25 protein-coding genes, 1 pseudogene and 1 riboswitch are annotated in these 24,620 nt (G+C 67.3%); of the genes and pseudogenes, 3 read left to right on the forward strand and 23 right to left on the reverse strand.

From position 1 onward, the window contains the following. Positions 1-25 precede the first annotated feature (25 nt). The 5 genes from ACZ1I2_RS00180 to ACZ1I2_RS00200 all read right to left on the reverse strand — a co-directional run bounded on the left by ACZ1I2_RS00180 (position 26) and on the right by ACZ1I2_RS00200 (position 5,840). Positions 26-1,330 (reverse strand): allantoate amidohydrolase, encoded by a 1,305-nt coding sequence (locus tag ACZ1I2_RS00180; RefSeq protein WP_465175510.1) that lies wholly within the window; start codon positions 1,328-1,330, stop codon positions 26-28. Then, a complete protein-coding gene (locus tag ACZ1I2_RS00185) occupies positions 1,324-2,904 on the reverse strand; it encodes a gamma-glutamyltransferase family protein (protein ID WP_465175509.1) in 1,581 nt (526 codons plus the stop codon). The genes ACZ1I2_RS00180 and ACZ1I2_RS00185 overlap by 7 nt, the downstream gene beginning before the upstream one ends. 24 nt (positions 2,905-2,928) lie before the next feature. Next, positions 2,929-4,278 carry an NCS2 family permease gene (locus ACZ1I2_RS00190; RefSeq protein WP_465175508.1) on the reverse strand — a complete coding sequence of 450 codons (1,350 nt, stop codon included), beginning with the start codon at positions 4,276-4,278 and terminating at the stop codon, positions 2,929-2,931. A gap of 97 nt (positions 4,279-4,375) precedes the next feature. Next, the gene (locus ACZ1I2_RS00195; RefSeq protein WP_465175507.1) at positions 4,376-5,695 is read right to left on the reverse strand and encodes an AtzE family amidohydrolase; all 1,320 of its coding nucleotides are present in this window, start codon (positions 5,693-5,695) and stop codon (positions 4,376-4,378) included. Next, positions 5,688-5,840: an AtzG-like protein gene (locus ACZ1I2_RS00200; RefSeq protein WP_465171594.1), complete on the reverse strand. Its 153-nt coding sequence runs from the start codon at positions 5,838-5,840 to the stop codon at positions 5,688-5,690. The genes ACZ1I2_RS00195 and ACZ1I2_RS00200 overlap by 8 nt, the downstream gene beginning before the upstream one ends. A 231-nt stretch (positions 5,841-6,071) precedes the next feature. Here ACZ1I2_RS00200 and ACZ1I2_RS00205 point away from each other — a divergent pair, with 231 nt between their 5' ends. Then, positions 6,072-7,058, forward strand: coding sequence for a bile acid:sodium symporter family protein (locus ACZ1I2_RS00205; protein WP_465174033.1), 987 nt, complete (start codon positions 6,072-6,074; stop codon positions 7,056-7,058). Here ACZ1I2_RS00205 and ACZ1I2_RS00210 read toward each other — a convergent pair. From ACZ1I2_RS00210 to rpiA, 5 genes and pseudogenes are all read right to left on the reverse strand, one after another. Beyond that, a complete protein-coding gene (locus ACZ1I2_RS00210) occupies positions 7,035-7,856 on the reverse strand; it encodes a Cof-type HAD-IIB family hydrolase (RefSeq protein WP_465171593.1) in 822 nt (273 codons plus the stop codon). The two genes, ACZ1I2_RS00205 and ACZ1I2_RS00210, sit on opposite strands and share 24 nt — an antisense overlap. Then, a pseudogene (gene gnd, locus ACZ1I2_RS00215) lies at positions 7,856-8,884 on the reverse strand (phosphogluconate dehydrogenase (NAD(+)-dependent, decarboxylating)); the annotation flags it as partial. The pseudogene gnd and the gene ACZ1I2_RS00210, both read right to left, overlap by 1 nt. Then, positions 8,878-10,005, reverse strand: a complete 1,128-nt coding sequence (gene tal, locus ACZ1I2_RS00220) for a transaldolase (RefSeq protein ID WP_465175506.1) — start codon at positions 10,003-10,005, stop codon at positions 8,878-8,880. The gene tal and the pseudogene gnd, both read right to left, overlap by 7 nt. Before the next feature lie 2 nt (positions 10,006-10,007). Then, complete coding sequence (tkt, locus tag ACZ1I2_RS00225) at positions 10,008-12,092, reverse strand: transketolase (protein ID WP_465175505.1); 2,085 nt, start codon at positions 12,090-12,092, stop codon at positions 10,008-10,010. A gap of 56 nt (positions 12,093-12,148) precedes the next feature. Then, entirely contained in the window at positions 12,149-12,805 is a 657-nt protein-coding gene (rpiA, locus tag ACZ1I2_RS00230; protein WP_465175504.1) for a ribose-5-phosphate isomerase RpiA, read from the reverse strand. A gap of 231 nt (positions 12,806-13,036) precedes the next feature. Here rpiA and ACZ1I2_RS00235 point away from each other — a divergent pair, with 231 nt between their 5' ends. Continuing rightward, positions 13,037-13,675 (forward strand): DedA family protein, encoded by a 639-nt coding sequence (locus tag ACZ1I2_RS00235; protein ID WP_465171589.1) that lies wholly within the window; start codon positions 13,037-13,039, stop codon positions 13,673-13,675. A gap of 564 nt (positions 13,676-14,239) precedes the next feature. Continuing rightward, positions 14,240-15,139, forward strand: a complete 900-nt coding sequence (gene bla / locus ACZ1I2_RS00240; protein ID WP_465177205.1) for a subclass B3 metallo-beta-lactamase — start codon at positions 14,240-14,242, stop codon at positions 15,137-15,139. Positions 15,140-15,164: 25 nt separating this feature from the next. On the opposite strand, the gene ACZ1I2_RS00245 is transcribed toward bla, so the two are convergent. The 13 genes from ACZ1I2_RS00245 to ACZ1I2_RS00305 form a co-directional block, all read right to left on the reverse strand. Then, complete coding sequence (locus tag ACZ1I2_RS00245) at positions 15,165-15,869, reverse strand: DJ-1/PfpI family protein (RefSeq protein WP_465171587.1); 705 nt, start codon at positions 15,867-15,869, stop codon at positions 15,165-15,167. Between the two features lie 20 nt (positions 15,870-15,889). Then, positions 15,890-15,969: riboswitch (ZMP/ZTP riboswitch) on the reverse strand. Continuing rightward, positions 15,956-17,434 (reverse strand): hypothetical protein, encoded by a 1,479-nt coding sequence (locus ACZ1I2_RS00250; protein ID WP_465171586.1) that lies wholly within the window; start codon positions 17,432-17,434, stop codon positions 15,956-15,958. (Overlaps the previous riboswitch by 14 nt.) 4 nt (positions 17,435-17,438) lie before the next feature. Next, positions 17,439-17,948 (reverse strand): DUF2306 domain-containing protein, encoded by a 510-nt coding sequence (locus tag ACZ1I2_RS00255; RefSeq protein ID WP_465171585.1) that lies wholly within the window; start codon positions 17,946-17,948, stop codon positions 17,439-17,441. Positions 17,949-18,203: 255 nt separating this feature from the next. Further along, entirely contained in the window at positions 18,204-18,674 is a 471-nt protein-coding gene (locus ACZ1I2_RS00260; protein WP_465171584.1) for a hypothetical protein, read from the reverse strand. A 26-nt stretch (positions 18,675-18,700) separates the two neighbouring features. Next, a complete protein-coding gene (locus ACZ1I2_RS00265) occupies positions 18,701-19,237 on the reverse strand; it encodes a demethoxyubiquinone hydroxylase family protein (protein ID WP_465175503.1) in 537 nt (178 codons plus the stop codon). Beyond that, complete coding sequence (locus tag ACZ1I2_RS00270; RefSeq protein ID WP_465175502.1) at positions 19,234-19,740, reverse strand: disulfide bond formation protein B; 507 nt, start codon at positions 19,738-19,740, stop codon at positions 19,234-19,236. Before ACZ1I2_RS00270 ends, ACZ1I2_RS00265 begins: the two co-directional genes overlap by 4 nt. Before the next feature lie 115 nt (positions 19,741-19,855). Next, the gene (locus ACZ1I2_RS00275) at positions 19,856-21,187 is read right to left on the reverse strand and encodes a S41 family peptidase (protein ID WP_465175501.1); all 1,332 of its coding nucleotides are present in this window, start codon (positions 21,185-21,187) and stop codon (positions 19,856-19,858) included. A 125-nt stretch (positions 21,188-21,312) separates the two neighbouring features. Continuing rightward, a complete protein-coding gene (locus ACZ1I2_RS00280; protein ID WP_465175500.1) occupies positions 21,313-22,506 on the reverse strand; it encodes a murein hydrolase activator EnvC family protein in 1,194 nt (397 codons plus the stop codon). A gap of 3 nt (positions 22,507-22,509) precedes the next feature. Next, entirely contained in the window at positions 22,510-22,932 is a 423-nt protein-coding gene (locus ACZ1I2_RS00285; protein ID WP_465171579.1) for a 23S rRNA (pseudouridine(1915)-N(3))-methyltransferase RlmH, read from the reverse strand. 109 nt (positions 22,933-23,041) lie between these two features. Next, positions 23,042-23,458, reverse strand: a complete 417-nt coding sequence (gene rsfS, locus ACZ1I2_RS00290; protein WP_465171578.1) for a ribosome silencing factor — start codon at positions 23,456-23,458, stop codon at positions 23,042-23,044. 8 nt (positions 23,459-23,466) lie between these two features. Beyond that, positions 23,467-24,084 (reverse strand): nicotinate-nucleotide adenylyltransferase, encoded by a 618-nt coding sequence (locus ACZ1I2_RS00295; protein WP_465171577.1) that lies wholly within the window; start codon positions 24,082-24,084, stop codon positions 23,467-23,469. Next, complete coding sequence (locus tag ACZ1I2_RS00300) at positions 24,081-24,362, reverse strand: type II toxin-antitoxin system RelE/ParE family toxin (RefSeq protein WP_465171576.1); 282 nt, start codon at positions 24,360-24,362, stop codon at positions 24,081-24,083. Before ACZ1I2_RS00300 ends, ACZ1I2_RS00295 begins: the two co-directional genes overlap by 4 nt. Next, the gene (locus ACZ1I2_RS00305; protein WP_465171575.1) at positions 24,362-24,619 is read right to left on the reverse strand and encodes a CopG family ribbon-helix-helix protein; all 258 of its coding nucleotides are present in this window, start codon (positions 24,617-24,619) and stop codon (positions 24,362-24,364) included. Before ACZ1I2_RS00305 ends, ACZ1I2_RS00300 begins: the two co-directional genes overlap by 1 nt. Position 24,620 lies beyond the last annotated feature (1 nt).

Genomic DNA, 24,620 nt, shown 5'->3' on the forward strand with positions numbered 1-24,620 from the left:
CGGCGGATCGATCTCTCCGAAAAGGTCAGGCGTCAAAACTGTCTCCCAAGAAGCCTTCGCCGAGCCGGTCGATGAAGCCGAGCATCACCCGCCGCGCGATCTCCGCGTCAGCCGGATCAACGCTTTCTGCCGGGTTGTGGCTGATGCCGCCCGCGCAACGGACGAACAGCATAGCGGTCGGGCAGAGCGATGCCATCATCATCGCATCATGCCCCGCCCCGCTGGCGAGACGGCGTTCCGGCTGCCCCTCTGCCGCCATGGCGTCGGAGAGCAAATCCATCAGCGTCGCGTCGCAGGGGCTCGCGGGCAGATCATGGACGCGGTCAGCCGAGACCGCGATCTTTCGCCGGGCGCCGATCGCCTCGATCTCGGCGAGAATCGCGCCCGCGACCGCGTCGCGGGCGGCCGGATCGAGCGCGCGAATGTCGATCGAGAAGGCGACATCGCCGGGGATGACGTTGACCGCGCCGGGCCTCGCCTCGAGCCGGCCAACCGTCGCAACGAGATCGGACGTTCCGCCGCTGCCGAGCCGCTCGATCGCCAGGACCATTTCCGACGCCGCCGCCAGCGCATCGCGGCGCAGGCCCATGGAGGTGGTGCCGGCATGACCCGCCACGCCTTCGACCCGGACATTATAGCGACGTTGCGAGGCGATGCCGGTGACCACGCCCACTGCAAGGCCGCCCGCCTCCAATGACGGGCCCTGTTCGATATGCGCCTCGAGATAGGCGATGACGGAGCCTCGGGCGCGTACGGCCCCACCAACACCGTTCGTGCCGAGCGTAGTCGAGACACAGGTTTCCCGACTTCGCTCGACACGAATGGGAGGAGCGTAAGCTCTCAATGCCTCTATAATCGACACGCCATCGCTGTCCGTTACGTCGAGCGCCTGCGGATCGAACGTCCCCGCCACCGCCCGGCTGGTCAGCATCGGGGCGGGGAAGCGCGAGCCTTCCTCGTCGCCGAACGCGATCACGTCGATCGCGAAGGGCAGGCGCCGGCCCGCCGCGTTCAGCGCCGCGACGCATTCGATGCCCAGCATCACCCCGAGCGGCCCGTCATAACGGCCGGCATCACGCACGCTGTCGAGATGGCTGCCGATCAGCAATGCGGGGGCGCCGGGGGTCGTGCCTTCATAACGGCCGATGAGATTGGTGGCGGCGTCGAGGCGGACGGCCATGCCTGCCTCAGCCATCCACCCGGCGACCGCCTTTTGCGCGGCCGCGAAGGCGGGCGACAGCCAGGCACGGAACAGGCCACCCTCCATGTCGCTGAACGGCGCGACACCCAGTGCGTCGCAGCGTTCCACCGCTCGCGCGCCGCTCACCATGCCGCCACCTGCCCGTCGCTGCGCGGATCGGTCGCGCCTTCCAGCATGCCGTCGGCATGGCGCACGATCGCGCCGGCATGGCCCATGGTCGCGGTGAAGGCCGGCATCAGCTCGACCTGATGGCCCGCGGCGACAAGGTCCTCGTACAGATCGGGCGCGAAGCGATCCTCGATCTTGAGCGTGGTGCTGTCATCGCCCCAGGTCCGCCCGAGCAGCCAGCGCGGGCGGCTGATCGCTTCCTGCAGGCCGATGCCGTAACGGGCATAGCGGGTGAAGATCGCCGCCTGGGTCTGGGGCTGCCCTTCCCCGCCCATCGTGCCATAGGCCATCACGCGCCCGTCGTCGAAACGCGCCAGCGCGGGGTTGAGCGTGTGGAAGGGTTTCCGCCCCGGCCGCAGCGCGTTCCAGCCCCGCTCCGTCAGGCGGAAGCTGCTGCCCCGATTCTGCCAGGTAATGCCGGTCCCGGGCAGGACCAGGCCCGACCCGAATTCGAAATAGGTGCTCTGGATCGCGCTGACGACTCGGCCCTCGGCATCGGCCGCGCCGAACCAGCAGGTATCGCCCGCCGATGCCGGCTGCGGCCAGGGCAGTGCGCGGGTGAGGTCGATCCGCGCCGCCAGCCGATCGAGACCGGCCGGGTCATCGAGCAGCGCCTGTGGATCGATCTCCATATAAGCGGGGTCGCCGACGTGCCGGTCGCGGATCAGAAAGGCCTGCTTGGTCGCCTCGACCAGGCCATGGACATGGTCGAACCCCTCAGCCCCGGCGGCATGGAGCCGGTCGAACAAAGCGAGGATCAGCAGCGAGGCGAGACCCTGGGTAGGCGGCGCGGTGTTGAACAGCCGCGCGCCCGCGATCGGCACGCTCAGCGGCGCGGGCCGCGTGGCGCGGTGCGCGGCGAGGTCGATCGCCGAAACGGGGCTGCCGAGCCGGCCGAGATCAGCGGCGATCGATCGCGCCAGACCGCCCTCGTAGAAGCTTCCCAGCCCGTCACGCGCCAGTATCGTCAGGCTCGCGGCGAGCTGGGGCTGGCGCAATATCTCGCCTTCGACCAGCGGGCGCCCGTGAGGCTCGAACGTCGCCGCCCAGGCGCCCGGCTGATCGCGCAACTCGGCGCCCTTCGCCGCGGCGATCTCCGCCCCGCCGCGCGTCACCGCGACGCCGAATTCGGCATGGTGAATCGCATCGCGCAGCAGCCGCGCGAGCGGCAGACTGCCCCCGCCCGAGTCGAGCGCCGCCGCCCAGCCGGAGATCGTGCCGGCCACGGTGTTGGCGGCGAGCGGCCCGCGCCAGGGGATCGTCTCATGCCCTTCATACAGAGCGAGATCGGCGGTCGCCGCTGCCCCGCCGCATGCATCGATCGCGTGCGTCCGCCCGTCAGGCTCGGCGATCAGCCAGAAGCCGTCGCCGCCGATCCCGGTCATGTGCGGATAGACCACCGCGAGACACGCCGCGACCGCGACCGTCGCCTCGACCGCGTTGCCGCCATCCTGCAGCACGCCGAGCCCGGCCTGTGCCGCCAGATGATGGGGCGCGGTCACCATGCCGCGCAGGCTTCGCACTTCGTTACGCATCACAATGAGAGCATGAACCTCAAATCACGCCACCGCCAGCCAGGCGAAACGCAAGACAAAGAGCAAGGCGAGCACGAGCAACAGCCAGTCGGTCCTGGTGACCTTGCCGCGCAGCAGTTTCAGCACGGCATGAGCGGTGATACCGAAGGCTAGGCCGTTGGCGATCGAAAAAGTCAGCGGGATCAGCGCGACCGTCAGGAAGGCGGGGATCGCCACTTCCGGATCGTCCCACGCCACCTCGGCGAGCGGCATCATCATCAGCGCGCCGACCAGGATCAGCGCCGGCGCAGTGGCCGCGGCCGGAATGAGCTGGGCATAGGGCGCGACGAACATGGCTGCGAGGAACAACAAGCCGGTCACCACCGCCGTCAGCCCGGTGCGGCCGCCCGCCTCGATGCCCGCCGCGCTTTCGACATAGGAGGTGACGGTGCTGGTGCCGGCCAGCGCACCGATCATCGTCGCGATCGCATCGGTGAACAGCATGCGGTTGAGCCGGGGGATGCTGCCGTCGGGCGCGACCAGGCCGGCGCGCTTGGTCACGGCGACGAGCGTGCCGATATTGTCGAACAGGTCGACGAACAGGAACACGAACAGGATTTCGATCACGCCGAGCCCGTGCCGGCCATCGGCGCCGAACACCCCGCCGAGATCGAGCTTGAACGCCGTCTCGGTCAGCGCCTCGAACGAATAGGGCTGGGGCGTGAAGGTGACGAGGCCGAACGCCCAGCCGATCAGCGTGGTCGCGACGATGCCGATCAGCACTGCGCCGCGCACGCGCCAGACGCTGAGCACCGCGATCGTCACCAGCCCGATCAAGGCGAGTGCCGCGCTGGGGGCGTGAAGATCGCCGAGGGCAACGCTGGTCGCCGGATTGTTGACGACGATGCCGGCGTTCTTCAGCCCGATAAAGCCGATGAACAGGCCGATACCGCCGGCGACCGCGGCGAGCAGGTGCGGCGGGATCGCGGCGAGGATCATCTGGCGGATGCCCGCCGCGGTGAGCAGCAGGAAGACCACGCCCGATATCAGCACGCAGCCAAGCGCGACCGGCCAGGGCACGCCCATGCCCTGCACCACGGTGAAGCTGAAATAGGCGTTCAATCCCATGCCCGGCGCGAGCGCTAGCGGCACATTGGCAAAGCAGCCCATCAGGATGCTGGCGACGCCGGCCGCGAAACAGGTCGCCGCCGCCACCGCGGCGATCGGCATGCCCGCCGCGCCGAGGATCGCCGGGTTGACGACAATGATATAGGCCATGGTGAGGAAGGTGGTGGCGCCGGCCAGCACCTCGGTCCGCACCGTCGTGCCGCGTTCGGCGAGCTCGAACCAGGCGGCGAGCCGTCCCGTCCTCTGCGTTTCCTCGGTCGTCGACATTGGCGGTCCCCCGGCTGCCCCAGATCCGCTCCCGTCCTTCCGGTCGGTGCCGGATCGGCCACGAGCATAGCGCGACTTTACGCGAGCGGAAGAGGGTTCAGGCGGGCGGGCTGAACCCGGTCAGGCCCTCCGCCTCGAGCCGTTCCGCCAGGGCGAACAACGCGCCTTCGCGACCGGGCACGCCGACGAGTTGCAGCCCGAGCGGCAACCGGCCCGGCCGGCGCAGTGGCACCGCGATCACTGGCAGGCCGATGAAGCTGAGCGGCTGAGTCAGCCGGCCGAGATGCGCGCGGGCGGGCACGCGGGCGCCATCGACGGTGATGAAGGGATCGTCGATGCGCGGTGCGACGTCGTCGACACAGGGTGCGATCAGTGCGTCGTGGCGTTCGAACAGGGCGTGTACGGCGGCGCGGAAGGTCTCGCGAAAGGCCTGGGCCGTCAGATAGTGCGGTGCGGGGAGCATCGCGCCGGCGATCAGCCGGTCGCGAGTTGCAGGGTCGAAGTCGAGCGGGCGGCGGCGCAATTCGGGCAGATGCCGCGCCCCGCCCTCGGCCGCGGTCATCAGAAAGGCGGCGGAACGGGCGCGGTCGACCTCGGGGAACTCGACGCGTTCCAGCCCGCCGAGATGCGCGTCCACCGCATCGATCGCCGCTGTCAGCTCGGGCGCCATGGTGCGGCCGAACCAGCCGCCGAGCCGGCCGATACGGGTTCCTGCGGCGCTGCTGACGCCGCCAAGAACCTCCCATGCCAGCGTCAGATCGGCGATCGAGGTGGCGAAAGGGCCGATATCGTCGAAGCTGTCGACAAAGGGATAGACGCCCCGCATCGGCAGGCTGCCATGCGCCGGCTTGAGACCATAGAGGCCGCATAGCGCCGCCGGCACACGGATCGAGCCGTTGGTGTCGGACCCGAGGCTCAGCGGCAGCATGCCGCTCGCCACCGCCGCCGCCGATCCGCCCGAAGATCCGCCGGCGAGACGATCCGTGTCGTGCGGGTTGCGCGTGGTGCCGAAGGCCGCGTTGACCGTCGCGAAGCCGTAAGCGAACTCGTCCATGTTGAGCGTCGCAACCAGCACCGCGCCGGCCGTGCGCAGGCGCACGATCGCTTCGGCATCGGCTTTCGCCGGCGGCGCATTGCGCAACATCGCCGCGCCCGCGGTAGTCGGCAGGCCGGCGACGTCGAACAGGTCCTTGACCCCGTAGGGCACGCCCGCCAGCGGCCCGGGATCGCCCCCCGCCGCGACGATCGCATCGACCGCCCGCGCCTCGACCAGCGCGCGTTCGTCGAGCAGCCGCGTTACCGCACCGATCGCCCCGTCGCGTTCGTGGATGCGTGCGATTGCCTCTTCCGCGACCGATACGGCCGATCGATGACCGCTGCGCACGGCCTGGGCGATAGCGAGGATGCTCTCAGTCATTGGACTGCTCGACCAGCTTCACATGCCCGGCCAGGACATCCAGGTTCGTCCGGACACCCGGCAGGCATTCCGGCGGGATATCGAGATCGAGCAGTGCGCGCGCCATCTCGACGATTGCGGTGTCGGTAAGGGGGGTATCGTCCATCGGGCCAGCTTACGGCCAATCTCCATCGGACGATATGCGGCTTTGCGGCCCCCTCACCTCCGGCGTCACCCCGGACTTGTTCCGGGGTCCATCGTGCCGCGAACGAAACGCCGGCGGCGCTTGCGGAAACATGGATGCCGGAACAAGTCCGGCATGACGAAGATGGGAATGTGGTCGCGCTCCACCACGCAAACCCATTGCGGCGTTTCGCCGATCGCGCGACACGGGCTGATGCTGAAACGTTTCCTCGTCATCTTCGAGCCGTTCATCCTGATGTTGATCGGCACGGTCGTGCTCGCCTCGATCCTGCCGCCGCGCGGCGCGGGCGTGCCGCTGTTCGGCGCCATCGCGGACATCGCGATCGTGCTGCTGTTCTTCCTCCACGGCGCCAAGCTGTCGCGCGAGGCAGTGCTGGCGGGGATGAGCAACTGGCGGCTTCACCTCGCCGTGTTCGCCGCGACCTACATTCTGTTCCCGCTGCTGGGGCTGGGCGTCGCGGCCCTGCCCTTCCTGACGCCGCCGGTCGCGATGGGCATGCTGTTCCTGACCTTGCTGCCCTCGACCGTGCAATCGTCGATCGCCTTCACCGCGATCGCGCGGGGCAATGTCGCGGCGGCGGTGTGCAGCGCGTCGATCTCCAACATCCTCGGTATCGTGCTGACCCCGGCGCTGACCGCGGTGCTGATCCATTCGAGCGGCAGCGCGGGCGTATCCTTGTCCTCGGTCGAATCGATCGTCGTCCAGCTCTTGCTGCCCTTCGTCGCCGGGCACCTGCTGCGGCCCTGGATCGGGGCCTTCGTGACGCGCCAGAAAAAGCTGCTGACCATCGTCGATCGCGGATCGATCCTGCTGGTCGTCTATACCGCGTTCGGCGCGGCGGTGGTCGACGGCATCTGGCACCGGCTCTCGGCGGAGGAGCTCGCCGTGATCCTCGCGGTCTGCGCGGTGCTACTCGCGCTGGTGCTGCTCGCCACCTGGGGCGCGGGAAAGCTGATGGGCCTCAGCCGCGAGGACTCGATCGTACTGCTGTTCTGCGGGTCGAAGAAGAGCCTGGTGTCGGGCGTACCGATGGCCGGCGTGCTGTTCGCCCCGGCGCAGGTCGGCCTGGTCATCCTGCCGCTGATGCTGTTCCATCAGCTCCAGCTGATCGCCTGCGCGGTGATCGCGCGGCGCTATGCGGACGATCCGGTACCTTTAGCAGCGCGGCAGGATGATTGAATCGATCGCCTGCGCCACGCCGTCCGCGTCGTTCGCGCCGGTGACGAAATCCGCCTTGGCGCGCACTGCTTCAGGCCCCTGCCCCATCGCGATCGACAGGCCGGCACGGGCGAACATCGCCAGGTCATTGCCCTGGTCGCCGAGCACCGCGGTCTGCGCGAGCGATGCGCCCAGCGCCTCGGCAAGGAGCGACACGCCGTCGCCCTTGTTGGCGGCAAGCGCCGTCACGTCGAGATAATAGGTCTGGGATTGCACCACGGTCGCCCGCGTGCCGAACGCCGCTGCCGCCCGTTCGGCCAGCGCACCGAGCAAGGCGGGATCGTCGCTGACGAAGGTGAGCTTGTCGGCCCGGTCGTACAGAGCGGCGAAGTCGGCGACGATCACCGGCGCCTGGTTCGACGAGACCCGCTCGGAATCGACATGGTGCCCCTGGTCGGTGCTGGCATACCAGAGGTCGTCGGCGAACACCCAGATATCGACCGCCGCATCGCCGACCAGGTCGAACACACCGCGAACCACGTCGGGGTCGATGCGGTGCTGCTCGATCACCGTGCCGTCGCGGCGGAAGATGGTGCCGCCGTTGAACGCGCCCATCACGTCATCGATCGCGAGCGCGTCGGCGATCGGCATCATGCCCGATCGCGGCCGGGCGCTGATGATGGTGAAACCCACTCCGGCATCGCGCAGCCGGCCGACCGCGGCGATGGTGCCGGGAGTTAGCTTCTTCTGCTTGTCGACCAGGGTGCCGTCGAGATCGGAAACGACCAGCCGGATCGTTTCGCTCGGTCCGTTGCCCACTATTGGGGCATCTCGACATGGCCGCCGAACCCGAAGCGCATCGCCGACAGCAGCTTGTCGCCGAACGTATGATCGACCCGGCTGCGATAGCGCGCGAACAGGGCGGCGCTGAGCACGTTGACCGGCACCGCCTCCTCCATTGCCGCTTCGATCGTCCAATGGCCTTCGCCCGAATCGGCGACCTTGCCGGAATATTTGTCGAGCTGCTGATCCTCGGCGAGCGCCGAGGCGGAGAGGTCGAGCAGCCAGGACGAGATCACGCTGCCGCGCCGCCACACTTCGGCGATGTCGGTCAGGTTGAGATCGAAGCGCTCGTCCTCGGGCAGCTTGTCCGAAGACTTGCCGGCGAGGATGTCGAAGCCCTCGGCATAGGCCTGCATCAGGCCGTATTCGATGCCGTTATGGACCATCTTCACGAAATGGCCCGAGCCGGGAGGGCCGGCATGGATATAGCCCTGCTCGGCGCGCGGATCCTCGCTCTTGTCGCCGCGATTGGGCGTGCGCGGGATCGTGCCGAGGCCCGGCGCCAGCGCGGCGAGGATCGGATCGAGCAGGTCGACAGCCTCCTTGTCGCCGCCGACCATCATGCAATAGCCGCGCTCCAGCCCCCAGACCCCGCCCGAGGTGCCGACATCGACATAGCGGATCTGCTTTTCCGCGAGTGCCTTGGCGCGGCGGATATCGTCCTTGTAGAAGCTGTTACCGCCATCGATGACGATGTCGCCGGGCTTCGCGAAACCGGCGATCGTCGCGATCGTATCCTCGGTAGGCGCGCCGGCGGGCAGCATCACCCAGAAGATCGCCGGGCTGGCGAGCTTGGCGTGCATGTCCTCGAGCGAGTCGGCACCGACAGCGCCGTCCTCGACCAGTTCGGCGATCGCCTCGGGCGAGCGGTCATAGGCGACCGTTTCGTGCCCGGCACGCATCAGCCGCCGCGCGATGTTGCCCCCCATCCGGCCGAGGCCGATCAGTCCGATACGCATGGCAATCTCCGGATGGGTCGTTGTGGACAGGTCTTGGATCAGTTCGCAGGTTCGGGATGCTTGGCGCCGATTGCCCCGAGCAGATCGTCGAACGCCTTGGAGAAGGACGCAACGCCTTCCTCGACCAGGGTATCCGTCACCCCGGTCAAATCGAGTCCGAGCCGCTCCGCCTCGGCGAGCGTGTGGCGGGCGCCGTCGACATCGGCCGTCAGCGTCTCGGCGGCAGTGCCGTGGTCGCGGAACGCATCCATCGTCTTGGGCGGCACGGTGTTGACCGTGTCCTTGCCGATCAGGGTGTCGAGATAGAGCGTGTCGGGATAATCCGGGTTCTTGGTGCCGGTCGATGCCCAGAGCAGCCGCTGCGGCATCGCGCCCCTGGCGGCGAGCGCCTGCCAGCGATCCGAGGCGATGAATTCCTCATACCAGGCATAAGCGAGCTTGGCATTGGCGATGGCGACCTTGCCGCGCACCGCCTTGAGCGCGTCGGATTCGGCATCGCCGTCCTTGACGCGCGCATCGATCTTGTCGTCGATCTTGCTGTCGATGCGGCTGACGAAGAAGCTGGCCACACTGGCGATCCCGTCGACCTGCTCCCCGCGCGACGCCCGGTCCTCGAGGCCGTCGACATAGGCAAGCGCGACGGCCTTGTACGCCTCGATCGAGAAGAGCAACGTCACGTTGACGTTGATCCCGGCATCGATCGTCGCGGCGATCGCGGGCACGCCAGCGGGCGTGCCCGGAATCTTGATCATCAGGTTCGGCCGGTCGACCGCCGCCCACAGCTTCTTCGCCTCGGCGATGGTGCCGTCGGTGTCGTTGGCGAGATAGGGCGAGACCTCGAGGCTGACATAACCGTCCTTGCCGCCGAGCCGGTCATAGACCGGGCGCAGCGTGTCGGCCGCGGTCTGGATGTCCTGGATGGCGAGATGTTCGTAGCGCTGCATCGCCGGCGCGCCGGGATGGTCCCGGTCGAACGCGGCGAGCGCAGCATCATAGGCGTCGCCATGGCCCATCGCCTTTTCGAAGATCGACGGGTTGGAGGTGACGCCGGTCAGCCCGTCCTCATCGACCAATTTCTGCAAACCGCCCTCGGCGAGGAACTTGCGGTCGACAAAATCAAGCCAGACGGCCTGGCCCAATGCGGCGAGATCGTTGAGACGACCCATGATCAATCCTTTCCGAGCAATTCGCGGGCGACCTTGACGACATTGTCGACGGTGAACCCGAACTTGTCCTGCAGCTTCGCGATCGGCGCCGAGGCGCCGAAGGTCGACATGGTGACGGTCTTGCCGTCGAGCCCGACATAGCGATCCCAGCCGATCTCGCCGCCCATCTCGATTGCGATGCGCGCCGTGACACCCTTGGGCAGGACCGATTCCTTATAGGCCTGATCCTGCAGTTCGTAGCGATACCAGCTCGGCATAGACACCACGCGAGAGCGGACGCCCTGCCCGGCCAGCGCCTCATGCGCCGCGACCGCGAGCGAGACTTCGCTGCCAGTGGCGATCAGGATCACCTCGGGATCGGCATCGCCGGCGAGGATATAGGCCCCCTTCATCAGCCCTTCGGCCGAGGCATATCTGGTGCGATCGAGCGTCGGCAGCGCCTGGCGCGACAGCACCAACGTGGTCGGACGATGCTTGTGCTCGAGCGCGGCGCGCCAGGCCCAGGCGGTCTCGTTCGCGTCGCCCGGGCGGATCGTGTCGAGGCCGGGAATCGCGCGCAAGGTCGCGAGATGCTCGATCGGCTGATGCGTCGGGCCGTCCTCGCCCACGCCGATCGAGTCATGCGTGAAGACGAAGATCGAGGGCAGTTCCATGATCGCGGCAAGGCGGATCGGCGGACGCATATAATCGGCGAAGACCATGAAGGTGGAGCCGTAGGAGCGCAGGTGCGACAGCGCCATGCCGTTGACCACGGCACCCATGCCATGCTCGCGCACGCCGAAATGGAAGTTGGAGCCGCCATAATTATCGGCCTCGAACGACGCCTTGCCCTTCACGTCGGTCTTGGTCGAGGGCGCGAGATCGGCCGAGCCCCCGATCAGGAACGGCACGCGGTTGGCAATGGCGTTGAGCACCTTGCCGCCGGCGTCACGCGAGGCCACACCCTTTTCGTCCGCATCGAACACCGGGATATCGGCATCCCAGCCTTCGGGCAGATCGCCCTTGAGCAGCAGGTCGAGTTCCGCGGCCAGATCGGCATTGTCCTTGCGATACTCGGCGAAATTCGCCTCCCACGCTTCGCGCAGCGGCCGGCCGCGATCGGCAATCGACTTCTCGAACGCCTCGGCGACGCCGTCGGGCACCAGGAATTGTGCGTCCTCGGGCCAGCCATAAGCCAGCTTGGTTGCCTTGATATTGTCGGCGCCGAGCGGCTCGCCATGCGCCTTTTCCGTGCCGGCGCGAGGAGAACCCCAACCGATGATCGAATGCACGACGATGAAGGTCGGGCGGTCATTGGTCGCCTTGAAGCTGGCGAAGGCATCGGCCAGCGCGCCGATATCATTCGCGTCGTCGACATGGATGACGTTCCAGCCATAGGCCTGGAAGCGCATGCCGACATCCTCGTCGAAGGCGAGCGCGGTGTCGCCTTCGATGCTGATATGATTGCTGTCGTAGATCCAGCACAGGTTGGAGAGCTTGAGGTGGCCGGCGAGCGAGGCGGCCTCGGCCGAGACGCCCTCCATCATGTCGCCATCGCCGCACAGCGTGTAGACGTCATGGTCGAACAGGTCGAAGCCGGGCTTGTTGTAGCGCGCGGCGAGCCAGCGCTCGGCGATCGCCATGCCGACCGAATTGCCGCAGCCCGCGCCGAGCGGACCGGTCGTGGTCTCGACGCCGGTGGTATGGCGATATTCGGGATGCCCCGGGGTCTTCGAACCGAGCTGGCGGAATTGCTCGATATCCTCCAGGCTGACCGCGAGGTTGCCGGTCGGCTTGCCGTCGCGGTCGATCTCCTTGACGCCGGCGAGGTGCAGCAGCGCGTAGAGCAGCATCGAGGCATGGCCGACCGACAGCACGAAGCGGTCGCGATTGGGCCAGTCGGGCTTGTCCGGATCGGTCCGCATGAATTGCGACCAGAGCGTGTGGCCGACGGGCGCGAGCGCCATCGGCGTGCCGGGATGGCCCGAATTGGCCTTCTGCACTGCATCCATCGAGAGCGTGCGGATCGTGTCGATCGCCAGGCGTTCCGGCGAGCCGTCCTCGTGGAGGCCCTTGGCGGGTGCGCTGGCCGTGGCGGCATCGGACATGAGAGAAACTCGCTTTCTATCGGACAGTCGAACGCTGTCCGTCGCTGGTGGTTGCCTTATCTTTCGAGCCGGATCACGCGGCCGCCCCCGCCGATATAGGCGCAATCCACCTCGTCAAGGAAAAGGCCATGCCCCAGAACGCCGGGGATCGCGGAAAGCCCCATGGCCAGGGCGCAAGGATCGGGCATTTCAGCGAAAAAACAGTCGATGATGATATTGTCCTGATCGGACCGCGCGACGCGCACACTCGTCTTCGCGCCGAGTCCCGCCAGCCGAGTCGCGACGAAGGCGCGGGCAAAGGGCAGTATCTCGACCGGCAGCTTGGCCTTGCCGATACGCTCGACTCGTTTCGAGGCATCGGCGATGACGATCATCCGGCGCGAGGCCGCCGCCACGATCTTCTCGCGAAGCATCGCGCCGCCGGCGCCCTTGATCGCGAACAGCCGGTCGTCGATCTCGTCCGCACCGTCGATGGTGAGATCGACCGACTCGACCTCGGCGAAATCCAGCATCGGGATGCCGGCCATATGCGCCATGGACTCGGTGCGCCGCGACGTCGCCACGGCACGGATGTCGAGCCCGCCCCGCACCAGCTCGCCCAGCCGTTCGAGCGCAAAGGCAGCGGTCGAGCCCGTGCCGAGCCCGACCAGCATGCCCGGCCTCACCTCTTCCACCGCGGCGAGCGCCGCGGCGCGTTTGTCGTCATCGGTCATGGGCGGCCACTTCCTCTATCAAACGCCCGATACCATTACTCCGTTCGTCCTGAGTAGGGGCTGAGCGAAGTCGAAGACCCGTATCGAAGGACATGGGTGAGGCCTGTCCTTCGATACGCCATTTCGACGAGCTCAATGGCTACTCAGGACGAACGGCGTAGTTTCCGCAATCCCCTGCCTCACCATTTTTCCACTGGCGACACGCACCCTCTTCGTCGAAAGGGGGAACCCATGATCGAGAAAATCCTCGCGATACTCGCGACCTTCACCATCGCCGTGATCTCCAAGGGAGGGTATCTCGGCATCGTGCTGCTGATGGCGATCGAATCGGCCTGCATTCCGCTGCCGTCCGAGATCATCATGCCGTTCGCCGGCTATCTCGTCTCGATCGGGCGGTTCGACCTGTATCTGGCGGCGACCGCCGGGGCGATCGGCTGCAATCTCGGCTCGATCGTCGCCTATGAAGTCGGCAAGCGCGGCGGCCGTCCGCTGGCCGAGCGCTGGGGCAAATATGTCCTGATCGGCCCGGGCGAGCTCGACATGGCCGACCGCTTCTTCGATCGCTGGGGCAATCAGGCCGTGCTGATCGGCCGGCTGCTGCCGGTGATCCGGTCGTTCATCGCCTTTCCCGCCGGCGTCGCCCGGATGAAGCTGATCCCCTTCCATATATATACCTTCATCGGATCCTGGCCGTGGTGCTTCGGCCTGGCCTGGCTCGGCATGGTGCTGGGCGAAAAGTGGAACAGCGATCCGCGCGTGAAGGCAGCGTTCCACAGCGCCGACGCGCTGATCGGCGTGGTGCTGGTCGTGCTCGTCGGCCTTTATATCTGGCACAAGGTACATGGGCTGAAGGCCAAGCCGAAGGAATAGATCCGGGGCCGCTCCGGCAAGTATCGATAACCGACTTGCCAGTACCGAACTGATATCTCGGCCGTTTGCAGTCAAGTATTCGGGCATTTTTGCCAGCCAACGTCGACCCCGATTTTTCGGGCCGCGCGCGTGTGCCCGGGGGCGTTTTTCTGTCGGCGCGATACACGATATTTGGGGCTCGTCGATGGTTTCGACGATGTTTCGCTCAGCCTTCATGCGTTTTACGGACACGTTATTCGCCGAATTATGAGAATCGTATGATGAGATCATTGTCGGTTCTTACCTGAGCGAGCGGCGGTCGGAACGGAGGCCGCTGGCCACCCTTCGCCGTGATGATGCGACGGCCCGCCGGTAAAGTGAATCGGCGGCCAGCCATGATTGACGGGCGCCGCCTTTCGATCGGCCACTGAGCCTATATTTCGGCGCGTGGTTCGTATCGGCGCGATGGCGCGCGGCATAAGCCCCAAATCCAATTGGGGTCTCCACCGAGATAAGATGTTTTGTCGTGCGGGCGCCGCCGCGACATCGTCGCGGGAGCAATCGGGAGAGCGGGCGATGAAGTGGATGGTTTTCGGCGGCGTGACACTGGCGTCGGTCGCGGCGATGGCCGCGGCGCAGGCGGACGATCCGCTGACCCGGCCGATCGCGCCCGAATCCGCCAGACGCTGGCTGGCGCCGCAGGCGCCGGTTCATGTGCATGGCAATTTCTATCTGGTCGGTTTCGGCGGCCTCAATGTCGGTCTGATCCGCACCAGCGCAGGGCTGGTCCTGATCGACGGTTCGGTGCCGCAGGCGGTGAAGGACGTCGAGGCGCATATCCGCCAGCTCGGGTTCAGGGTGAAGGACGTGAAGTTCATCCTCAGCACCGAGCCGCATTTCGACCATGCCGGCGGCATCGCCGCGCTCGCCCGCGACAGCGGAGCGCGGGTGATCGCCAGCCGGGCGGGCGCGCAGGCGCTCGGGCTCGGGCACAGCCTGGCTGACGACCCGCAATTCGGGCAGCTCGAGGCCTTTCCGGCGGTCGCCAATATCCGCACGCTGGAGGACGGCGAGAAGCTGCGCGTCGGCGATACCGTCATCACCGCGCGCGCCACGCCGGGTCATACCGCGGGCAGCATGAGCTGGACCTGGCGGTCCTGCGCCGGCGGCACCTGTCGCAACATGGTGTTCGGCTCAAGCCTCAATCCCATTTCGGCCGAAGGCTATCGTTTCTCCGATCCCGCCCATGCCGCGACGGTCGCACGATTCCGCAGGACCTTCGACGTCTTCGCCGCGCTGCCCTGCGATATCCTGGTCACCTCCCACCCCGACGCGTCGGGCGGCGACGTGAAGCTCGCCAGGTTCCGCGCGCGCCGGACACCCAACCCGTTCGTCGATCCGGGCGCCTGCCGCGCCTATGCGGACGAATATCGCGGCGTGCTCGACGCGAGGATCGCACGCGAGCGCGCTGGGTCGCCCGGCTGATCCCGGCCCCGCAGATGCGCCGGACTCAGGAGATGCGCGCCATCATCCGCGCCGCCGCTGCCTCGGTCCGCGCATCACGACCCGGCGCCGATTTCCCGGCCAGCGCCTGATACCGCGCCAGCGTCTCCGCGTCCGCCCGTTCGGGCGAGCCCGAATCGAACGGGGGCGACGGATCATATTCCAGGCTGAGCTGGACCAGCCGGGCATGTGCCTCACCCCGGATCGCGGCGGTCAGCGCGAGGCCGAAATCGATCCCCGCCGTCACCCCGCCCCCGGTCGCCCGGTCGCGGTCGATCACCACGCGTTCCTTGACCGGGATCGCGCCGAACGCAGCGAGGTGATGGTGCGACGCCCAGTGCGTCGTCGCGCGATAACCCCTGAGCAGCCCGGCCGCGCCGAGCAGCAGCGAACCGGTACAGACGCTGGTGACCCAGGTCGCGCCGGCCGCCGCCTGTTCGACCCAGGCGAGCGTCGGCGCAGTCTCCATCGCATCGTTCACGCCGAAACCGCCGGGGATGCAGAGGATATCTGGCTGTGCCGCATCCTCGAACGTCGCGGTCGGCAGCAGCGCGAACCCGGCATCGGTGGGCACCGGCGACGGATCGCGCGCGACGAGATCGATCGTGGCATTGCCCAGCCGCGACAGGACCTGGGCCGGGCCGGTCAGATCAAGCTGGGTGACGTTTGGGAAAAGCAGGAAGGCGACGCGGATCGGCGAGAGATCGGGCATGGTGACACTCCTTCGGATCGAGGGTCTGCCCAGGCGAGCGGCTTTTCAGGTCCCGCGCTTCCCCGTGGTGCTCCACGATTCGCCAGTCACGCGAGAGGTGTCGTGATATGCCGGGGCGGCGACGGCGACAAGATCGCCTGCCGGATCAGCCATGCCAGCAGCGGCAGCGCGACAACGAGATAGGGGATCAGCCCGAGCCAGGGCGTCCAGCCCCAATAGTCGCCGGCGATGGTGTTGACCTGGCCGTTGAAAAGATCGGTCATGACCGGGGCGACCAGCGGGAAACGATAGCCATGCGGCGCCGCGATCTCGCACGCCGCGACGGCGAAGTTGATGAAGATGCCCGAGGCGATGAGCCCGGCGATCCAGCCTTTGCCGGTCGCTTTCCACCCCTGCCAGAGCGGCGCGATGCCCAGGCAGAGGAACCCGATCATCGGCACTGAATGGCGTGGCCCGGTCGAGTGGCCACCATCCCAATAGACATAGGCGGCATTGTACAGCAGCACCGCGACGGTAATCGTGGTGCAGAGCCAGCCCAGGTCGCGCGTTCCGGGCGCGCGGATCAGCCGGACCAGCCCGAAGGGCGCGAGCAGCAGCACCGGCGCCAGCCAGAGCATGCCGCGTTCGGTGCCGAAGACGATCTGCCACAGCACCTCGGCCTTGGGATAGGTGAGGCCGAAGAACCCCTGTTGCATGCCAGTGAAGCCGACCACGCCCTGATAGCCCACCTTGAACGGCGTGCCGAAGGCGATGGTGTTGTAGGCAAGCAGCGGGAGCAGCGCGACCAGGCCCGCCGCCGCCGCGACGCCGAACAGCCGCGCGCGGACTGGCCAGGCGACTGCCCGCGTCCGCCACAGCACCCAGATTCCGATCGGAAAGGCCGGGATGACCGCCGGGAACTCCACGACCAGCGCCCAGCCGAGCGCAAGGCCCGCGATAACCGGATAGCGCAGCCGCGCGATCTCGCGCGCGTCCGAGGTGCCCCGCCAGATCGCCCAGGTCGCGATCAGCAGCAGCGCCCCGACCGGCGCATGGCCGAACAGGGTGGTCGACCAGCCCCAGACCGGGGTCGCCAGCGCATAGGCGAGCGCCGTGACCAAGCCGGCGCGCACGCTGCCGGTGATGCCGGTCGCGAGATCGAGCAGCAGCACCGCAGCGAGCGCCGTGAGCAGCGCGACCGTCATCGCCACCGCGATGCGCAGCCGCAGCCGCATATAATCCCAGAGATCCTTGTTGCCGATCTCCTTGGGCATGCGCGTCGCGGTCGTGCCGGTCATCACGTCGCCGAGCCACACCGCGGGCATCGCCATGATCGTCATGCCCGGCGCCTTGTCGAGATAGGTGTGCTTGCCGAATTCCGCCTTGTCGATCGTCAGGTCGCGGAACTCGTCGATCGTCGCGTCATGCTGCTCGACCAGCGAAATGGACGCGAACATCCGCGTCGCGTTGTTGGCATTATAGGGGGAGGACCCGAACCAGCTGACCGACATCCACACCAGGAGGAACAGGCCGAGCGCGAGCTTGTACGGCACGCGCACGGCCGTGGAGGACGTCGTCAGGGTCATGATGTCAGCCGAACAGCCAGGCGCCGAGCATGCGGCCGAAAGGGAAGGTGAAGAAGCCGGCGATGAGCAGCGCGCCCGTCACCATGCCGCGCACCATCCTGCGGTGCTGCCGGACATTGTGATTGCGCGCCGTCCACCAGATCAGCGGCGCGACGATGACGACATAGGCCGAGATGAGATGAATGATGCTGAAGCCGCCATGGTGACTCTCGCGCACGCCGAAGGAGACCAGGGCGGTCAGGAACATCGCCGCCACCCAGATCTTGCCGAGCAGCCGGTGGCGCGAGTCGCCGCGCGGGCGCAGCAGCATCACCGGCGTGAGCGCGAGCGCTGGCAGGATCGTCGCGAGATGCGCCCAGACCAGCGGCGGCACCGCACCCCAATGCGGATAGCCCCGCGCGAGCGCGACCAGCACCGTCGCCAGCAGGGCGATCGCGGCGACCGCCAGAAATTTCTCATATCCGTCGGCCGCGAGCGGCTTTGCCCGCACCGTTCCGGCCGTCACCGTCGCCATTGCCCTGCCCCTTAGCGGAATAAGGCGGAGTCCCTAACCGAAGCGTCGAGGCAAGGTCAAAGCCTCAGGCGTCTAAAGCAGCGTGCGGTAAATCTGAACCACCGCCGTTCGTCCTGAGTAGCCATTGAGCTTGTCGAAATGGCGTATCGAAGGACAAGCGTCACGCGCCACACCTGTCCTTCGATACGGGTCTTCGACAAGCTCAGCCCCTACTCAGGACGAACGGTTCTGATTTTACGCACGCGGCTCTAAGGCTCAGGGTAGCGAGTCCTCGAGTCGCTTCTGCTCGGCCTTTTTCTGCTGGCTCTCGCGCTTGGCCTGTTGCGCCTGCTGGAGGAAGCAGCCGCTCTGCCCGCCGGCACCCACCGTGGAACAGCTGCCTATGCCGCCAGCTACGGTCGGATCGTTGACCAGGCCCTGCGCCTTCACCGCCCAGCTCTGGTTCTCGGGCGTGATCTGCAACTCGCGCACGTCCTTGGGGATACGGAACTGCTCGCTCGGGTTGCCGCGCACGCACACCACCACTTCGGCGCCATCGGCATTGGTCGGGCAGCGCTCGTTGCCGAACAACGTGATGACGCCGTTGACCGGCGCGCTGCGCGAGACCTCGGCCGGGCCCTGCGGCACCACCACGCGCGGGCCCGGCAATGCCGGTCCGGCGACCTGGGCTGCGGCCGGGCCGGTCGCGACCAGCGCCAGCGCCGACGCCATGATCCTGACAATCATCACACTCTCCCGTCTAATCCGCTCAATCAGAGTCTTTTGGCGGTCGCGATCGCCGCCTTGCAGCCGAGGCGGATCAGTCCGCTCAACAGGGGATAGGCTAGCGCACGCTCGGCGCCGGAGGCGAGCGCGGTATCGCGATGCTCGACCTCCTCGGCCTGAAAATCCGCAATCGCCTCGGACAGTTCCGGATCGCTCTCGCCGAGCGCGGCGAGCTGTTCCGAATAATGCTTGTCGATCTCGGTCTCGACCGCGGCGGTGCAGGCCATCGCCGCCTCCGGCCCGATCGCCGCCGTCACCGCGCCGAGCGCGAAACCGGCCACGTCCCAGAAGGGCTGGAGCAGGGTCGGCCGAACGCCGCGCCGGGCCATCATCGCATCGAAAAAGGCGCGGTGGCGCTCCTCCTGCCCGGCCATGCCGGCGATCTTCCGCGCGGCCGGGGTCCGGTCGCCCATCACCGCGAGCTGGCCGGCATAGATGCGCGTCGCGCCATATTCGCCCGCCTGATCGACGCGGATCATCGACTGCGTGGCGCGTTTCGCGTCGCCGGGCCGCCAGCCGTTCATTTCGCGAAGGCCGAAATCTTGCGCGGGCGGCGCAGCAGCCACAAGATCGCCAGGCCGCCAGCGAGCGAGAAGATCGCGTTGAAGCCCGCGAGCGAGATGCCGAACAGCGACCATTGCGGCACGTCGCAGCGCACGACCGGCGCATCCATGATCCGCTTGAGCATGTCCTGCACCGACCCGCCGGTGCCCTGCATCGTCGTCGAACAGGCCGTGATGCCCTGCCACCAATGATATTCGACCCCGGCATGGAACACGCCGATCGCGCCGCTGACCAGGATGGCGAGCGCCGCGAGCACGACCAGCCCGCGCTTCAGGACGGCGCCCGGCACCACGAAGGCGAGCGCGGCCAGCACGATCGCGGTGTAATGCGGCCAGCGCTGCCAGTGGCACATCTCGCACGGGAACAGCCCGCCGATATATTGCGACCCCAGCGCGCCGGCCATCAAGCCGGCGGGGAGCAATAGGGCGATCCAACGGGCGGTGGGGAAACGGTCCTGGATCATTAGGCTACCTCGTCATGCCGGACTTGTTCCGGCATCCATCGTTCAGCAAGCGCCGCCATCGGTTGCGGCACGATGGACCCCGCAACAAGTCCGGGGTGACGGACGGGACAGTGCCTCACTTCTTCGCGACCGCCGCGACCTGGGGCGCCGGGGTCGTGGCGAGCCGGCCGATCGTCTTCAGCGCATAATCGAGCTGAAAATCCTCGATCCCCTTCTCCTTGAGCTGTTCCGGCGTGGCGGCGAAGCGCGGATCGGTCTTGGTGTCTTCCTCGAGCACCGAATTATCGGCCTTGACCTCGTTGATCAGATGGCGGCGCAGATCGGCCTCGCGGAACACCGGGCGCGACTTGTAGTCGGCGTCGGAAATCTGCGGCACCTTGATGTCGGGCTCGATCCCGCCTTCCTGCACCGATCGGCCCGAGGGCGTGTAGTAGCGCGAGGTGGTCAGGCGCAGCGCGGTCGAATTGCCGAGATCGAGCACGGTCTGCACCGATCCCTTGCCGAACGAGCGTTCGCCCATGACGAGGGCGCGGTGATGGTCCTGCAGGGCGCCGGCGACGATCTCCGAGGCGGAGGCGGTGCCGGCATTGGTCAGCACGATCACCGGCAGGCCGCGCGCATAATCGCCATTATGCGCATAGAAGCGCTGGATGTCGTTCTTCTCGCGACCGCGTTCGGAGACGATCTCGCCATAATTGAGGAAATTGTCGGCGACGCTCACTGCCTCGTCGCGCAGCCCGCCGCCATTGTCGCGCAGATCGACGACATAGCCGAGCGGGGCATGGCCGAGCGATTTCTCGATGCCGAGGATCGCCGCCTTGGTCGCCTCGCCGGTATTTTCGGAAAAGGTGTTGATGTTGATGATGCCGATGCCGTTCTTCACTTCCCATTTCACCGGCTTCTGCACGATCTTCTCGCGCACCATCGACACCTCGATCGGCTTGTCGCGGCCGGGGCGGATCAGGGTCAGCTGGATCTTGCTGCCGGGAGGGCCGCGCATCTCGGTGATCGCTTCGTCGAGCGTCTCGCCATAGATCAGCTTGCCGTTGATATGGGTGATATAGTCGCCCGACTTGACGCCCGCGCGCCAGCCCGGCGTATCCTCCTGCGGCGAGATCACCTTGACCGCGCCGTCCTCCATCGTGACGGTCAGGCCCAGGCCGCCATAGCTGCCGAGCGTCTGGATACGCAGATTGTCGTAATCGAGGCCCGTCTCATAGGCGCTGTGCGGATCGAGCGCGGCGAGCATGCCGGAAATCGCGCCCTTGATCAGCGTCTTGTCGTCGACCTTGTCGACATAATCGACCTTCACCCGGTTGAAGACGTCCATGAACTGGTCGATCTCGCGATAGGTATTGCTGTCGACTGTGGCCATCGCGCTGGTGCCGATGGGAATGATCGCAAGGACCGCGGCGATCGCGGTGGCCTGAAGAAGTGCACGTGACATAAGCTTTTACCCAAACCGGTTTGCGGGCATCGTAGCGCTCAAACGCCGCGGATGAAAGCGCGGCACGGCTGAATGGGAGGTGACTCCGCGTCTTTCCCCCGCCCGCGCGGGAGGCAGGCGCCCTTTTATCCCAGCAGCGGCGTCATATCGACCGCTCGGTCGCGCCGGCGCAGCTCGATAGTAATGCGCGCATCCTCGCCGGTGCCGGCCCGGCCGACCGGCGATCCCTGCGCCACCGTCTCGCCGACCCGGGTGGAAACCGTACCGAGCCCCGCGATCAGCGAGGTCCAGCCGCCGCCATGATCGATGATCACGATCGTGCCATAGCCGCGAAAAGGGCCCGCATAGGCGATCCGCCCCGCCGCCGGCGCGATCACCATCGCCTCGGCGGCGCTGGCGATGGTCAGTCCCCGCGCACGCACGCCGGCGTCCGAGAGCTCGCCCAGCCCGGTCACCACCCGTCCCGCGACGGGCAGCCGGTAGGGCGGCGTGCCGCCCGACCAGGACAATGTCTCGATCGGCGAGGCGACCTCGCCCGGGCGCGCCGGGCGCGGCAGCGGGCCGGGCAGCGACTGCAGCGCCTCCCGGGTCGCGGCCTGGTCGGCGAGCTGGTCCATCAGATCGACGATATCGCGGGCGCGCTCGCCCAGCGCGATCGCCCGGTCCGATTCGAACAGCGCGTCGCGCCCGAGCGCCCGGGCGCGCAACCGGTGTTCGACCTCGAGCCGGGCGAGCGCGAGGCGCTGGTCCCGCAGCTGCGCCCTGCTTTCGGCGAGGCGCCGCGCGGCAAGCGACGCGCCCGCCTGGAGCTGGCGGGTGCGGGCAAGGTCGGCGCGGACATCCGCTGTACGGGCGCGGACGAGTGGCAAGGTGCTTGCCAGCACCGCACGGACATGGACGATATCGCTGACCGATCCGGGCTGAACGATGCCGACCAGCGCCGGCCGCCGGGCCAGCGACTGCAGCGCCGCCATCAGCCGCGTGACCGGCCCCTGCCGCGATGCGAGCCGCGCGCGCTGCGACGCGAGCAGCCGGTCGATGATCGCGATCCGCGCCTGGCCCGCGGCGATATCCGCCTCGGCCTGCTGGATGCGCGCGGCGACCGCGGCCTCCTGCGCACGCGCTCGGGCCGCCTCATCCTGTTCGCGCACTGCGTCCTGCGCGAGCCGGGCCGATCGCGCGGCGGCGGCGGCGGATTGCTGCCTTGCCGCGATCAGGCGCTGCTGCTCCGCGGCGGGTGTCTGGGCCGAGAGGGCCGCGATGCCGATGCCGGCCAGGGCGGCCGCAAGGGCGATCGATGCTGTCCATGCCCGGCGCATGGCCTATCCTTCGCGATGATAGGGATGGTTGGCAAGGATGCTCGTCGCCCGCCACAATTGCTCGGCGAGCATCGCGCGGGCGAGCAAATGCGGCCAGGTCGCGCGGCCGAAGGACAGCAGCAGATCGGCACTGGCGCGCTGCGCATCGTCGAAGCCGTCGGCCGCGCCGATCAGGAATCGCGCCTCGCGCACGCCGCCGTCGCGCCATTTCTCCAGCCGATCGGCGAAAACGCGGGAGGGCAGCACCTCACCGGTCTCGTCGAGCATGACGATGCGCGTACCCGGCTCGATCGCGGGCATCCTGCCGCCGGTATCGGGCAGTTCGGTCAGCTTCACCGGCCAGGCGAGCCGCTTCACATAACGATCGACCAGCTCGGCTTCGGGCCCGCGCCCGATCCGGCCGCGCGCGACGATATGGAGCAGCATGCCGGACCCCTAGCCCGTTCGCCCTGAGCTTGTCGAAGGGCTGATCTTCTTTTCCGGCGTCGAAAGAAAGAACAGTGCTTCGACAGGCTCAGCACGAACGGAAAGATGATTACGCGTCAGGCGTCGGCGTCGCGCCAGGCGAATCCGGGGTCGGCAGCGGCGCGTCGCCGAACGCCCACATCCGCTCGAGATTGTAGAAGCTGCGCACTTCCGGGCGGAACAGATGGACGATCACGTCGCCCGCATCGATCAGCACCCAGTCGGCAGTCGGCAGGCCCTCGATCCGGGTCGACCGGCCCAGCTCGCCCTTGATCTTCTCGGCGAGCTTCGATGCCATCGAGGCGACCTGACGCGTCGAGCGGCCGCTCGCGATCACCATGTGATCGGCGATGCTGCTCTTGCCCGCCAGCGGGATCGAGATGGTATCGACTGCCTGATCGTCGTCGAGCGACGCCAGGACGAGCTTGTGCAGCGCCTCCACCTCATCGGGTTCGGACGCACGATACGCAGGGGAAGATGAGGCCAAGACGATTCCTATGTTGAGGGTGTGAGGAGCACTGGTCGCGCAAAACGGCGCTGCCAGGCGGGATCGGCCAAACGAAGCCGGGTCGCAGAAGTCGGGTCGGGGCGGAATCGCAACAGCACGAGTGCCGGCATTCTCCACTTCGTCCAGCTCTTTGCCTGGTCCACGGGCCGGATGAAGCGCCGCAACCAACCCATCGCGGGGGCCGCGTGGGCAGCGCCATCATAGCCCGGACGGGCGACCACCGCAATCGGAACCTCGCGTGCTATGCCGCGCCAGTCCTTCCACCGGTCGAACTGGGCGAGATTGTCCGATCCCATCAGCCAGATGAAGCGTTTGTTGGGGTAGCGGCGCCTGAGCGTGCGGATCGTATCGATGGTGAAGCGCGTGTGCATGTCGAGCTCGATCGCGCTCGGCCGGATCGGCGCATGCCGTGCCATCCGCCGCGCCGACGCGAAGCGGATCGCAAAGGGCGCCATATCGCCCGCCGCCTCCTTGAGCGGATTGCCGGGCGAAACCAGCCACCACACTTCGTCCAGTCCCAGCGCGCGGATCGCGGCGAGGCTGATCGCGCGGTGGCCGCGATGCGCCGGATTGAACGAGCCGCCGAGGATGCCGATCCGGATCATTCGGCCAGCCAGTCCGCCGCGCCGTGCCTGACGCGACGAATCTCGATGTCGTCGCCGCGAACGACGTAGAGCAGCACGAATGGCGTGTGTCGTACACTCCATTTGCGGACATCGAGCGTCACCAGCGGCCGGCCGATATGGGGATTGGCCAACAGCACCGATGCGGCACCATCAATTCGATCGACGATCGCTTCGGCAAGGTCGGGATCGATCGCATCATAATAGTCGGCGATCGCAAAGACATCGTCGCGAGCGGGCCGCGACCAGAGGAGGCGCATCAGGCAGCGCGCTTCCGGCCAAGCTTCCAGCTCTTGATATCCGCGATCATTTCCTCATGGGTCAGATAATCGCCGCGGTCGATCGCATCCTCGCCTTCCTTGATGAAGGCACGAAACTCGGTTTCTTCCTTCACGTACCGCTGGATGGCCTTGGCGACGAGCCAGGCGCGCGTGCGTTCCTGACTTTCGGCCAGCGCGTCGAGGGATTGAAGCGTCTGTTCATCGACTCGCGCGGTGATCACTGCCGTCTTGCTCATG

This window comes from Sphingomonas sp. BL-S-29 (assembly GCF_055521495.1).

Excerpts from the sequence above, each read along its gene's own strand:
- ACZ1I2_RS00180 (WP_465175510.1), bottom strand. The coding sequence starts at position 1,330 with ATGGTGAGCGGCGCGCGAGCGGTGGAACGCTGCGACGCACTGGGTGTC.
- ACZ1I2_RS00185 (WP_465175509.1), bottom strand. The coding sequence starts at position 2,904 with ATGCGTAACGAAGTGCGAAGCCTGCGCGGCATGGTGACCGCGCCCCAT.
- ACZ1I2_RS00190 (WP_465175508.1), bottom strand. The coding sequence starts at position 4,278 with ATGTCGACGACCGAGGAAACGCAGAGGACGGGACGGCTCGCCGCCTGG.
- ACZ1I2_RS00195 (WP_465175507.1), bottom strand. The coding sequence starts at position 5,695 with ATGACTGAGAGCATCCTCGCTATCGCCCAGGCCGTGCGCAGCGGTCAT.
- ACZ1I2_RS00200 (WP_465171594.1), bottom strand. The coding sequence starts at position 5,840 with ATGGACGATACCCCCCTTACCGACACCGCAATCGTCGAGATGGCGCGC.
- ACZ1I2_RS00205 (WP_465174033.1), top strand. The coding sequence starts at position 6,072 with ATGCTGAAACGTTTCCTCGTCATCTTCGAGCCGTTCATCCTGATGTTG.
- tal (WP_465175506.1), bottom strand. The coding sequence starts at position 10,005 with ATGGGTCGTCTCAACGATCTCGCCGCATTGGGCCAGGCCGTCTGGCTT.
- tkt (WP_465175505.1), bottom strand. The coding sequence starts at position 12,092 with ATGTCCGATGCCGCCACGGCCAGCGCACCCGCCAAGGGCCTCCACGAG.
- rpiA (WP_465175504.1), bottom strand. The coding sequence starts at position 12,805 with ATGACCGATGACGACAAACGCGCCGCGGCGCTCGCCGCGGTGGAAGAG.
- ACZ1I2_RS00235 (WP_465171589.1), top strand. The coding sequence starts at position 13,037 with ATGATCGAGAAAATCCTCGCGATACTCGCGACCTTCACCATCGCCGTG.
- bla (WP_465177205.1), top strand. The coding sequence starts at position 14,240 with ATGGTTTTCGGCGGCGTGACACTGGCGTCGGTCGCGGCGATGGCCGCG.
- ACZ1I2_RS00245 (WP_465171587.1), bottom strand. The coding sequence starts at position 15,869 with ATGCCCGATCTCTCGCCGATCCGCGTCGCCTTCCTGCTTTTCCCAAAC.
- ACZ1I2_RS00250 (WP_465171586.1), bottom strand. The coding sequence starts at position 17,434 with ATGACCCTGACGACGTCCTCCACGGCCGTGCGCGTGCCGTACAAGCTC.
- ACZ1I2_RS00255 (WP_465171585.1), bottom strand. The coding sequence starts at position 17,948 with ATGGCGACGGTGACGGCCGGAACGGTGCGGGCAAAGCCGCTCGCGGCC.
- ACZ1I2_RS00260 (WP_465171584.1), bottom strand. The coding sequence starts at position 18,674 with ATGATTGTCAGGATCATGGCGTCGGCGCTGGCGCTGGTCGCGACCGGC.
- ACZ1I2_RS00265 (WP_465175503.1), bottom strand. The coding sequence starts at position 19,237 with ATGAACGGCTGGCGGCCCGGCGACGCGAAACGCGCCACGCAGTCGATG.
- ACZ1I2_RS00270 (WP_465175502.1), bottom strand. The coding sequence starts at position 19,740 with ATGATCCAGGACCGTTTCCCCACCGCCCGTTGGATCGCCCTATTGCTC.
- ACZ1I2_RS00275 (WP_465175501.1), bottom strand. The coding sequence starts at position 21,187 with ATGTCACGTGCACTTCTTCAGGCCACCGCGATCGCCGCGGTCCTTGCG.
- ACZ1I2_RS00280 (WP_465175500.1), bottom strand. The coding sequence starts at position 22,506 with ATGCGCCGGGCATGGACAGCATCGATCGCCCTTGCGGCCGCCCTGGCC.
- ACZ1I2_RS00285 (WP_465171579.1), bottom strand. The coding sequence starts at position 22,932 with ATGCTGCTCCATATCGTCGCGCGCGGCCGGATCGGGCGCGGGCCCGAA.
- ACZ1I2_RS00295 (WP_465171577.1), bottom strand. The coding sequence starts at position 24,084 with ATGATCCGGATCGGCATCCTCGGCGGCTCGTTCAATCCGGCGCATCGC.
- ACZ1I2_RS00300 (WP_465171576.1), bottom strand. The coding sequence starts at position 24,362 with ATGCGCCTCCTCTGGTCGCGGCCCGCTCGCGACGATGTCTTTGCGATC.
- ACZ1I2_RS00305 (WP_465171575.1), bottom strand. The coding sequence starts at position 24,619 with ATGAGCAAGACGGCAGTGATCACCGCGCGAGTCGATGAACAGACGCTT.